The organism is Actinomadura fibrosa, from assembly GCF_900659615.1.
Taxonomy (GTDB): domain Bacteria; phylum Actinomycetota; class Actinomycetes; order Streptosporangiales; family Streptosporangiaceae; genus Spirillospora; species Spirillospora fibrosa.
The window spans coordinates 19,671-30,388 of record NZ_CAACUY010000102.1 but is presented as its reverse complement, the minus strand read 5'-3'; the positions used below and the strand labels follow the sequence as shown (position 1 = coordinate 30,388).

The following is a 10,718-nucleotide window of genomic DNA, read 5'->3' as shown; positions in this document are numbered from 1 at the left end:
CTCGACGCCGCTGCGCGCCGCGGCCGCCGAGGCGGCCGTCACCGGCACGGACGCCGCCGGCGTCGAGCCGGACGACGTCGGCGCCGCCGCGATGGCCGGGCTGGACGCCGTCCCCGGTGACCTGCACGCGTCCGCCGAGCACCGGACGCTCGTCGGTGCCGCCGTCGTGGCGCGCGCCTGGCGCAAGGCGGTCGACGAGGCCGTCCACGAGTCCCTCCAGGAGGCCGCCGATGCCTGACGTCGAGATCCGGGTGCGCGTGAACGGCGTGCGGCGGCGGGCGACCGTGCCGCCGCGGCTCACCCTCGCCGACTACCTCCGCGAGCGCTGCGGGCTCACCGGCACCCACCTCGGATGCGAGCACGGCGTCTGCGGGGCGTGCACCGTCCTCGTGGACGGGCAGGCCGTCCGCGCCTGCCTGATGTTCGCGGTGCAGGCCGACGGGGCGGAGGTCACGACGATCGAGGGGATCGCCTCCCGCGACGGCGAGCTGTCCCCCGTCCAGGCCGCGTTCCGCGACCACCACGGGCTGCAGTGCGGCTTCTGCACGCCCGGCTTCGTCCTGTCCGTCACCGCGTTCCTGCGCGACAACCCCGACCCCACCGACGAGCAGATCCGGGACGGCCTGTCGGGCAACCTGTGCCGCTGCACCGGATACCAGGGAATCCTCAGCGCCGTCCGGGCGGCGGCGCGCACGACCACCGACCAGGAGAGCAGGTAGACGATGCCCGGACGACTCGAAGGCAAGGTCGCGTTCATCACCGGCGCCGCACGCGGGCAGGGGCGCAGCCACGCCGTGCGGTTCGCGCAGGAGGGCGCGGACATCATCGCCGTCGACATCTGCAAGCAGCTCGACACCGTCCCGATCCCCATGTCCACCCCTGAGGACCTGGACGAGACCGTCGCCCTCGTGGAGAAGACCGGGCGGCGGATCATCGCCGGCCGGACCGACGTGCGCGACTTCGACGCGCTCAAGGCGGCGGTGGACGAGGGCGTCGCGCAGCTCGGCGGGCTGGACATCGTCGTCGCGAACGCCGGCCTCGCCGCCGACGGCGCCCCGATCCAGGACCTCGACGAGAGGCTCTGGCGCGACTCGATCGACGTGAACCTGACCGGCGTGTTCCACACCGCCAAGGCGTCCGTCCAGCACATCATCGACGGCGGGCGCGGCGGCGCGATCGTCATCACCAGCTCGGTCGGCGGGCTCAAGGCCCACCCGAACATCGCCAACTACGTCGCCGGCAAGCACGGCGTCGTCGGGCTCATGCGCAGCCTCGCGGTGGAGCTCGCCCAGTTCAGCATCCGCGTCAACTCCGTCCACCCGACGCAGGTGAACACGCCGATGCTCATGAACGACCTGACGTACCGCATGTTCCGCCCCGACCTGGAGAACCCGACCCAGGAGGACATGGCGCCGATCTCGCAGATGATGAACTCGCTGCCCGTGCCCTGGGTGGAGGCCGAGGACATCAGCAACGCCGCCCTCTTCCTGGTCTCCGACGAGAGCCGCTACATCACCGGCGTCACGCTGCCGATCGACGCGGGCTCCCTGCTCAAGTGACGGCACCACCCCCGCACCACCGGAGGAGCACGGTATGAGCGCGCAGGACACCAAGGTCTCCTGGGACCCCTACGACCCGACGCTGTACGCGGACCCCTACCCGACGTTCCGCCGCCTCCGCGAGGAGGCGCCGCTCTACTACAACGAGAAGCACGACTTCTACGCGCTCAGCCGGGCCGCCGACATCGAGCGGGGCCTGCCCGACTGGCAGACGTTCTCCTCCGCCCGCGGCGGCATCCTCGAACTGATCAAGTCGGGCATCGAGATCCCGCCGGGCACGCTCATCTTCGAGGACCCCACCATCCACGACGTCCACCGCCGCCTCCTCGCCCGGGTGTTCACGCCGCGCCGGGTCGCCGAGCTGGAGCCCCGGGTGCGCGAGTACTGCGTCCGCACCCTGGACCCCCTGGTCGGCGCGGGCCGCTTCGACCTCGCCGCGACGGTGGGCGCGGAGATGCCCATGCGCGTCATCGGCATGCTGCTCGGCATCCCGGAGGCCGACCAGGAGGTCGTCCGCGAGAGCGCCGACGAGAACCTGCGGACCCGGGACGACGGCAAGATGGACTTCAAGGGCGGCGCGATCCTCAGCAACGAGGTCTTCGGCGACTACATCGACTGGCGCATGGAGCACCCGTCCGACGACCTGATGACCGAGCTGCTGAACGCCGAGTTCGAGGACGAGGACGGCACGCGCCGCACCCTCACCCGCGACGAGGTCCTCACCTACGTCACGGTCGTCGCGGGCGCCGGGAACGAGACGACCGGGCGGCTCATCGGCTGGTGCGGCTCGCTGCTGGCCAGGTACCCCGGCGAGCGGCGCAGGCTCGTCGAGGACCCGTCCCTGATCCGCAACGCCATCGAGGAGGTCCTGCGCTTCGAGCCGCCCGGCCCGGCCATCGCCCGCTACGTCACCAGGGACGTGGAGTTCCACGGCGAGACCGTGCCCGGCGGCAGCGCCATGATGTTCATCGTCGCCGCCGCCAACCGCGACGAGAGCCGCTTCCCCGACCCCGACCGCTTCGACGTCCACCGCAGGATGAGCCAGCAGATCACCTTCGGGCTCGGCCCGCACTACTGCCTGGGCGCGGCCCTCGCCCGCCTGGAGGGGCGGGTCGCGCTGGAGGAGATGCTCAAGCGCTTCCCGGACTGGGACGTCGACTGGGACGCCGCGAAGCTCGCCCAGACCTCGACCGTCCGCGGCTGGGAGACCCTCCCCCTCATCATCGGCTAGGGCGTGTCTCAAAGTCGGCGCCCGTAGCGAGCGGCGTCCAGGTGCGTGCATCGTGGGGGCGGAGGAGGGAGTCGGCCCGGTGTTGGCCGTCGACCGACGACAACCCCGCGAGGTGCGTGCCTGGGCGTCGCGCAGTAGGGCAGTCGACTTTGAGACACGCCCTAGGCCCTCCGCGGCGGAGGAACCGGCGTTCAGGCCCGCTCCGCGCTGCCCCGGTAGCGCTCGGCGAGCCGCCTGCGGTGCAGCGCGGGCGGGCCGAACAGGGAACGGTTCAGCACCGCCCGCTTCAGGTACACGTGGACGCCGCTCTCCCACGTGTAGCCCATGCCCCCGTGGAGCTGCATCGCCTTGCCCACGACGTCCACCGCCGCCGCGCAGGCGTAGGACTTGGCCATCGACGCCGCGACACCGGCCTCCGCGCTCCCCTCGGCCTGCGCCCGCACGGCTGCGGCGACCAGCTTCCGGGCCAGGGCGACCTGGACGAACATGTCGGCGCACGCGTGCTTCACGGCCTGGAAGGAGCCGATCCTGCGGCCGAACTGCTCGCGGACGCTCGCGTAGGCGACGGTGGCGTCGAGCATCGCCTCGCTCAGCCCGAGGCTGTCGCAGGCCATCGCGACGGCCGCCCGGTCGCGGAGGCGTCGCAGGGCGCCGTCCGGGTCGCCGCGGAACCGCCACACCGATTCGGGACGGACCGTCACCCCGCCGGCGGCGACACGGCCGACGGCCCGCGTCGCGTCGACGACCGGCCGCTCCGTGACGTCGAGCCCGTCCGCTCGCGGGCCGGTGTCCACGATGACGGCCGTCCCGCCGGGATCGAGGGCCGGGACGAGGAGCCGCCCGGCGGCGGGGGCGTCGAGGACGAACCCGGCCGCGCCGTCCAACACCGGCCCGTCCGGGGTGCGCGCGAGGCGGAACGGGGCCGGGTCGTCGGTCTCGGCGTCCAGCGCGAGGACGGGGACGGCTCCGCCCGCGGCGGTGTCGCGGAGCAGCCCGTCCCGGCCGGGCCCCGGCTCCAGGAGGCCGAGGGCTCCGACCGCGAGGGCCGCGACCGCCGGGTACGGCCCGCGCGCCGCCGCCCTGCCGAACTCCCGCAGGACGACCGCGACCTCGGCGAACGTGGCGTCCGCGCCTCCGAGGGCGCCGGGCACCTCGAATCCGGGCCAGCCGGCCGCGGCGACCCGCTGCCAGTCCACCGGCACCCGATCGCCCGCGCCGGCACCGGGCCCGGCGCCCGCAGCGCCGAGCAGCCCGGCCGCGACCGCGCGCAGCTCGTCGTGGAACTCGGAGAGGTCGCCGCCGGGCATCAGGCGCCCGCGGGTTCGCGGGGCAGCCCGAGGCCGCGCTCGCCGATGATGGTCCGCTGGATCTCGCTCGTGCCGCCGGGGATCGTCCACTCCCACGAGCCGACGAAGTCCAGGACCCAGGCGCCCGACTCCCACCCGCTGGACAGCGGCCTGCGCAGCTCGGTGTGCGCGGCCGGGCCCGCGACCTCCGCGGCGAAGTCCGTCAGCCGCTGGAGCAGCTCGCTGTAGACGAGCTTGGCGACCGAGGCGTCCGCCGGACCGGGCCGGTCGTCCGCGACGAGCTCGGCGCACAGCGCGCGCAGCCCGGTCAGCTCGGTCTCCAGCGCGGCGAGCCGGTCGAGCACCAGCGGGTCGTCGAGGGGGCGGGCCCCGCCGGGACCGGGCCGCGCGCACGCGTCCACGAGGCGCCGGAACCCGCCGTGCGCCAGCCGCTCGGCCAGCTCCAGCATGGTCATGCCGCGCTCCGCTCCGAGCGTCCGCTGCGCGACCCGCCAGCCCTCGTTCTCCGGCCCGACGAGGTTCGCGGCAGGGACGGCCACGTCGTCCAGGAAGATCTCGCAGAAGTGCGACTCGCCGGTGGCCTGCCGGGTGGGGCGAACGTCGATGCCGGGCGTGCGCATGTCCAGCAGGAAGTAGGAGATGCCGTGCCGCTTCGGCGCGGCCGGGTCGGTGCGGGCCAGCAGCAGGCACCAGTCGGCGTGCGCGGCGCCGCTCGCCCAGCACTTCTGGCCGTTGACGACGTAGGTGCCGCCCTCGCGGCGCGCGGACGTCCGCAGCGCGGCGAGGTCCGATCCGGCGTCCGGCTCGGAGAAGCCCTGCGCCCAGACCTCACCGTCCAGGATCGCCGGGAGGTGCGCATGCCGCTGCGCGTCGGTTCCGGCCGCCAGCAGCGTGGACGCCGCGTGGTGGATCGCGACGAACGCCAGCACCAGCCGCGGCGCGTCGTGCGCGGCGAGCTCCTGGTACAGGACGGCCTGCTGGGCGACCGGCATCCCGCCGCCCCACTCGGCGGGCCAGTGCGGCACGGCGAACCCCGCCCGCCGCAGCTCCTGGAACCAGGCGCGCTGGAACGACACGAACTCCTCGTCCGGGACGCCGGTCTGCGCCCGCCTCCAGCCGTCCGGGACGTGCGCGCGGCACCAGTCGCGCACATGCGCGCGGAAGGCGCCGAGGTCGGCGGGCGTCGCGGCCGAGCCGCCGCCGGTCATGCCTCCGGTCATGTCGCGGCCTCGGAGAACAGGCCGGTCAGGCCGTGCCGCCCGAGCCGCCGGGCCAGGTGGTCCCGGGTCGCCGACAGGCCGAGCGGCAGCCACCGCACCGGCCGGCTGCACCGCGACACCCATGACAGCGGGGACTCGTCGCAGAAGCCCATCGCGCCGTGCAGCAGGTGCGCGGTGCGGAACACCGCCTCGGCCGCCTCCAGGGCCGCGAGCCGGAGCGCGAGCGCGTCGTCGAGGGCCTCGGCGCGCCCGCTCTGGACGCTCCACAGCGCGTACGCCGCCAGCGCCTCGGCGCCGCCGCGCTCCACCTCGGCGTCGGCGAGCTGGAACCGCACGCCCTGCCGCCGGGCGAGCGGCTCGCCGAACTGGTGCCGGGCGAGGACGTGCGACCGGGTGAGGTCGAGCGCGCGGTCGAGCATCCCGAGGAGCGTCCAGCACGGCAGGACGAGGCCCAGCGCCACGTCGCCCGCGCCCGCGGCGTCGAGCGGCCGGACGTCCAGCTCGGCGACGACGGCGCTGTCGAGCGACCGCTCTCCCGAGCGGACCACGGCCTCGCCGCGCCGCCCGTCGAGGGTCACCGCCGTCCAGCGGAGGTCCAGGCCGGCGACCGGCGCTCTGGGGGCGGGCCCGTCGACGACCAGGAGGCCGTCGGTGCCGAGGCCGGCGGGGCGGGCGAGGCGCTCGGCGAGCGGGTAGGCGAGCGCCCGGTACCCGGCGCTGCGGCACAGGGCCGCGGCGGCCTCCAGGTCGTCGGGGTCGTCGCGCGGCCGGAGCTCCCACGCGCCGAGCTCGCGCAGCACCGGCTCGACCAGCGCGCCGCGCCGCTCCGGCTCCGCCTCGGCGAGCGGCGCGAGACGGTCGCCGCCGGCGGCCGCGAAGGCCCGGGACGCCTGCCGGCCGTACTCGGCGGCCTCGCCGCTCGGCTCGATGTTCACGGCGCCGCCAGCAGGGCGCGGGCCAGCAGCATCCGCTGGACGTCGATGCTGCCCGAGGCGACGGTCGAGGCGTGCGAGTAGCGCCAGTGGTCCTCCACCGCGAGGCGGAAGCGGCGGGCCTCTCCTGTGCCCGGGCCTTCCGGCGGCGCCAGCCCGACGATGTCCATCAGCACCTCCGCGCTGTCCTGGTCGAGCCTGGTCACGGCGATCCGGTAGGCCGCCGCGTCGCCGGGCCGCACGCGGCCTCCGCCCTGGAGCGCGATGACGCGGTAGGCGAGCAGGCGCGCGCGGCGGCACTGCACGAGTCCGCGGGCCCACCTGGTCCGCAGCTCGGCGGGCAGGCCGTCCCACGCGTCGCCGAGCACCCGCGGCGCCGTCTGGAGCAGCCGCTCGCAGCGCGCGTAGCGGGCGATGCCGACCCGCTCGAACGACAGGACCTCCTGGACGACCTTCCAGCCCCCGTCCACCTCGCCGAGGACGGCGTCCCCGCCCACCCGCACGTCGTCGAGGAAGACCTCGTTGAGGTGGTGCGGGCCGAGCAGCGACCCGATCGGCCGGACCTCGACGCCCGGCGCGTCCATCGGCACGAGGAAGATCGTCAGCCCCTGCTGCCGCCGCTCGCGCTCGGACGTGCGGGCCAGCAGGAAGCACCAGCCCGCCATGGCCGCGTAGGACGTCCAGACCTTCTGGCCCGAGATCAGCCAGTCCGCGCCGTCCCGCCGCGCCGCCGTGCGGAGCGACGCGAGGTCGGAGCCGGCGTCGGGCTCGCTGAAGCCCTGGCACCAGATCGCCTCGCCGCGCGCGATCGGCGGCAGGTGCGCGCGGCGCTGCTCCGCCGTGCCGTGCCGCATGATGGTCGGCCCGACCCAGTTGACGCCCATGTACTGCGCGCCGCGCGGCTCGTGGTGGGCCCACATCTCCTCGCGGACGACCGTCTGCTCCCACGGCGAGGCGTCGCGGCCGCCGTACTCCGCGGGCCAGGCCGGGCACAGCAGCCCGCGCTCGGCGAGCAGGCGGCAGAACCGCTGCGCCACCTCCAGGTCGGCCGGGTCGCCGGTGAAGGCCCCGAGGTAGCCGGGCGGGACGTGCTCGGCCACGAGCGCGCGCACCTCGCCGCGCAGCCGCGCGGCGGCCGGACCCATCGTGAAGTCCATGCGCCGACGGTAGAGAATCCTTATAAGAATGGCAATGCTTGTAATCAAGAAGCGGAACACTATACTCCGCGCATGCACAGGAAGCCGAGGTCGTGACGGCCGCCCGCCGCGGCCGCGTCCCGCAGCGCCGCATCGCCGAGACCGTCGCCGAGGAGCTGCGGGTCCGGATCCTCGCCGAGGGCGCCGACCGGCTCCCGACCCAGGACCAGCTCGTCGAGGAGTTCGGCGTCAGCTACCCCTCGATCCGGGAGGCGCTGCGGATCCTGGAGACCGAGGGGCTCGTGACGGTCCGGCGCGGCAGCGTCGGCGGCGCGGAGGTGCACCGCCCCGACGGCGCGGCGGCCGCGTACCACCTGGGCCTCGCCCTCCAGGGCGGCCGGGTGACGCTGCGGGACCTCGCCGAGGGACTGCGCATGATGGAGCCGCTGTGCGCCGCCGAGTGCGCCCGCAGGCCCGACCGCGCCGAGACGGTCGTCGCCGCGCTCGACGCCAACATCGAGGCGTCCGCGGGCCTGGTCGAGGACGGCGTCGCCTTCACCCGGACGGCCCGCGAGTTCCACGACCTCCTCGTCTCGTTCATGCCGAACGCGACCGTCCGCTCCGTGGTGAGCGGTCTCGTCGCGCTGTGGTCGGCGCAGGAGGAGGCGTGGGCGGTGACCGTCGCGCGGCGCGGCGAGTACCCGTCCCCGGCGGAGGCGGAGAGCGTCGTCCGCGTCCACCGGCGCATCGCCGGGGAGATCGCCGACGGGGACGCCGTCGAGGCCGAGCGGCTCGTCCGGTCCCACCTCGCCGCCACTCAGAAGCTCCTCCTGGACCGCTCCGAGGACGGCGTCGTCGACGCCGCGTCCGCCCGCGCCCGCCAGGCGATGCGGTCCAGCCGCGGCCTCCGCCTGTAAGGCCCGGGCCGTCCAGAGCCCGGGTCAGCGGGCCGTCCAGCCGCCGTCGACGACGATCGTCTGGCCGGTCACGTAGCTTCCGGCATCCCCCGCGAGCCACAGGACCGCGCCGGCGACGTCGTCCGCCTCCCCCTCCTTCGGCAGCGGGGTGTTGCGGCGCAGGTACTCGGCGGCGCGCCCGCTCGCGTAGAGCGGCGCGGTGATCTCGCTGCGGAAGAAGCCGGGGGCGACCGTGTTCACCCGGATCGAGTGCCGCGCCCACTGCACCGCGAGCTCGGCGGTCAAGCCGGAGAGGGCGGCCTTGCTCGCCGCGTAGGACGCCTGCGGGATGCCGGGGACGCCGACCCGGCCGCTGATGGACGCGATGTTCACGATCGCGCCCCGGCCCGCGTCCCGCATGTGGGGGAAGGCGTCCTGCGCGAGCAGGAACGGCGCCAGCAGGTTGAGGTCCACGGTCCGGCGGACGGCGTCGAGCGGCTCGGACTCGGCGCGCTCGGTCGTGAACATGCCGCCCGCCGCGTTGACGAGGATCTCCGGCGGCCCGAGGCCCTCCGCCACGGCCGTGACGACGGCGCGGACCCGCTCCGGCTCACCGAGGTCGCAGGGAACGGCGAGGCCGCCGATCTCCGCGGCGAGCCCGGCGAGGCGGTCCCGGCGGCGGGCCACCACGCCGACCCGGGCGCCGGCCGCGGCCAGCGTCCGGGCCACCGCCGCCCCGAGCCCGGACGAGGCGCCGGTCACGATCGCCACCCGCCCGTCGAGGCCGAACATCCGGGCGACGGCGTCGTGGTCTGGCGGCACGTGAGGTCCCTTTCGGTGGTGGCCCGGCGGTCCTCAGGCCGGGTCCGGCCGGTGCTCCGGGAGGAGGCCGGCGAGCCGGGTGCGCTGCACCTTGCCCATGGCGTTGACCGGCAGCGCGCCGACCTGGGCCCACACCTCCGGCACCTTGTACGGGGCGAGCTCGCGGCGGCACGCCTCGGCGACCGCGCCGAGGTCCACCGCGGGACGGGTGCCCTCGACCAGCGCGGCGACCCGCTGCCCGAGCCGTTCGTCGGGCACCCCGAACACCGCCGCCCGGGCGACGTCCGGATGCGCGCCGATGACCCGCTCCACTTCGAGGGGGTAGACGTTCGCGCCGCCCCTGACGATGACGAGCCTCTTGCGGTCGAGCACCGTCAGCCAGCCGTCGCCGCTCACCGTCCCGACGTCGCCGGTGGGGACGGGGCCGGGTTCCGGCGGCCGGACGCGGCCCTGCTCCCAGTGGCCGAGCATGGGCGTCCAGGCGCCCGCCCACGGGCCGGTCCCGGTCCCGCGGAGGCGCAGTTCGCCGAGGTCGCCGTCCGGGAGGCGGCGGCCGTCCTCGTCGTAGGCCGCGACGTCGTAGTGGGGCAGCACGCGGCCGCTCGCCCCGGCGCGCCACTCGTCCCCGGGCGGGTCGATCGAGACGACGGTCGGCGCCTCGGTCAGGCCGTAGGTGGCCCGGGGGACGGGTCCGTGCGCGTCGGCGAACGCCCGGCGCACCGCGTCCGGGGTGTCGGCGCCGCCGCTCCACACCTCCGTGAGCGAGCGGAGGTCGAGGTCCGGGCGCCGCGCGAGGTCGTAGAGCTGCGCGGGCGCGCCGTTCCACACCGTGACGCGGTGCGCGGCGATCCAGCCGGCGACGCCCTCGGCGTCCCGCCGGTCCATGATGACGGCGCAGCCGCCCGCCTGCGCCGTGAGCAGCGTGGACAGCACCATCAGGTTGAGGATGGTCAGCGGGAAGCTGTCGCCCTTGCGCAGCTCGGGTCCCCAGCCGCGGGTGGCGGTGAGGACCGCGCCGGGCAGCAGCAGGTTCCGCTGGCTGTGCACGACCGCCTTCGGACGCCCCGACGTCCCGCTGGTGAACGCGATCCCGGCCGGTGCGCCGGGATCCGTCGCCACCGGCGGGGCCGCCGCGTCGCGGGCGAGCAGGTCCGCCCACCGGTCGGGGTCGACGCGGCCTGGAACGTCCAGCCGGCAGCGCGGCCCGGCCAGCACGACCGCCGGCTCGCAGAGGCCGGCCAGGTCCCGCTGCTCGCCGGCGGTGAGCGCCTCGCCGATCCCCGCCCAGACGGCGCCGATCCGCTGCGCGCCGTGGAAGGCGGCGACGATGCCGAGGTCGTTGGGCAAGCACGCGGCGACGCGGTCGCCGGGACGCACGCCCAGGGACCAGAGCGCACCGGCCGCGCGGCGCGCCCGGTCGTCCAGCTCGGCGTACGTCCAGGCCCCGGACGCCGCCTCCACCGCCGTGGCGTGGGGACGGATGGCGAGCGGGGCGTCCAGCACCCGGGCGATCGTGCCGTTCACGGACTCTTGATAGCACTATCCTTATAAACATTCAATTGATAGCGTCGGGACACCAGCCGGTCGATCACCGGCCTCCCCCGGTCCCCCACGC

Annotated in this window: 11 protein-coding genes; 5 read left to right on the top strand and 6 right to left on the bottom strand. The window is 75.5% G+C overall.

All coding sequences use genetic code 11. From position 1 onward, the window contains the following. From E1300_RS50375 to E1300_RS28170, 4 genes are all read left to right on the top strand, one after another. Positions 1-238, top strand: a 238-nt coding sequence (locus tag E1300_RS50375) for a hypothetical protein (RefSeq protein ID WP_207399998.1), incomplete at its 5' end; no start/stop codon positions are given. After that, positions 231-719: a (2Fe-2S)-binding protein gene (locus E1300_RS28180; protein WP_131760106.1), complete on the top strand. Its 489-nt coding sequence runs from the start codon at positions 231-233 to the stop codon at positions 717-719. The genes E1300_RS50375 and E1300_RS28180, both read left to right, overlap by 8 nt. 3 nt (positions 720-722) lie before the next feature. Continuing rightward, a complete protein-coding gene (locus E1300_RS28175; RefSeq protein ID WP_131760105.1) occupies positions 723-1,559 on the top strand; it encodes a mycofactocin-coupled SDR family oxidoreductase in 837 nt (278 codons plus the stop codon). A gap of 34 nt (positions 1,560-1,593) precedes the next feature. After that, on the top strand, positions 1,594-2,790 hold the full coding sequence (locus tag E1300_RS28170; protein WP_131760104.1) for a cytochrome P450: 1,197 nt from the start codon (positions 1,594-1,596) through the stop codon (positions 2,788-2,790). Between the two features lie 191 nt (positions 2,791-2,981). Here E1300_RS28170 and E1300_RS28165 read toward each other — a convergent pair whose 3' ends face one another. From E1300_RS28165 to E1300_RS28150, 4 genes are read right to left on the bottom strand one after another with little or no spacing between them, the layout of a single operon-like run. After that, positions 2,982-4,097: an acyl-CoA dehydrogenase family protein gene (locus E1300_RS28165; protein ID WP_131760103.1), complete on the bottom strand. Its 1,116-nt coding sequence runs from the start codon at positions 4,095-4,097 to the stop codon at positions 2,982-2,984. Beyond that, complete coding sequence (locus E1300_RS28160) at positions 4,097-5,317, bottom strand: acyl-CoA dehydrogenase family protein (protein ID WP_207399997.1); 1,221 nt, start codon at positions 5,315-5,317, stop codon at positions 4,097-4,099. Before E1300_RS28160 ends, E1300_RS28165 begins: the two co-directional genes overlap by 1 nt. After that, positions 5,314-6,252 carry an acyl-CoA dehydrogenase family protein gene (locus E1300_RS28155; RefSeq protein ID WP_131760102.1) on the bottom strand — a complete coding sequence of 313 codons (939 nt, stop codon included), beginning with the start codon at positions 6,250-6,252 and terminating at the stop codon, positions 5,314-5,316. The genes E1300_RS28160 and E1300_RS28155 overlap by 4 nt, the downstream gene beginning before the upstream one ends. Then, positions 6,249-7,406: an acyl-CoA dehydrogenase family protein gene (locus tag E1300_RS28150; RefSeq protein ID WP_131760101.1), complete on the bottom strand. Its 1,158-nt coding sequence runs from the start codon at positions 7,404-7,406 to the stop codon at positions 6,249-6,251. Before E1300_RS28150 ends, E1300_RS28155 begins: the two co-directional genes overlap by 4 nt. Before the next feature lie 92 nt (positions 7,407-7,498). Between E1300_RS28150 and E1300_RS28145 the strand changes: the two genes are divergently transcribed. Then, a complete protein-coding gene (locus E1300_RS28145) occupies positions 7,499-8,302 on the top strand; it encodes a FadR/GntR family transcriptional regulator (protein WP_131760100.1) in 804 nt (267 codons plus the stop codon). Between the two features lie 24 nt (positions 8,303-8,326). Here the strand turns inward: E1300_RS28145 and E1300_RS28140 are convergent, their stop codons facing one another. After that, positions 8,327-9,103 carry an SDR family NAD(P)-dependent oxidoreductase gene (locus E1300_RS28140; protein ID WP_207399996.1) on the bottom strand — a complete coding sequence of 259 codons (777 nt, stop codon included), beginning with the start codon at positions 9,101-9,103 and terminating at the stop codon, positions 8,327-8,329. 33 nt (positions 9,104-9,136) lie between these two features. Beyond that, positions 9,137-10,627 carry a class I adenylate-forming enzyme family protein gene (locus tag E1300_RS28135; RefSeq protein ID WP_207399995.1) on the bottom strand — a complete coding sequence of 497 codons (1,491 nt, stop codon included), beginning with the start codon at positions 10,625-10,627 and terminating at the stop codon, positions 9,137-9,139. Positions 10,628-10,718 lie beyond the last annotated feature (91 nt).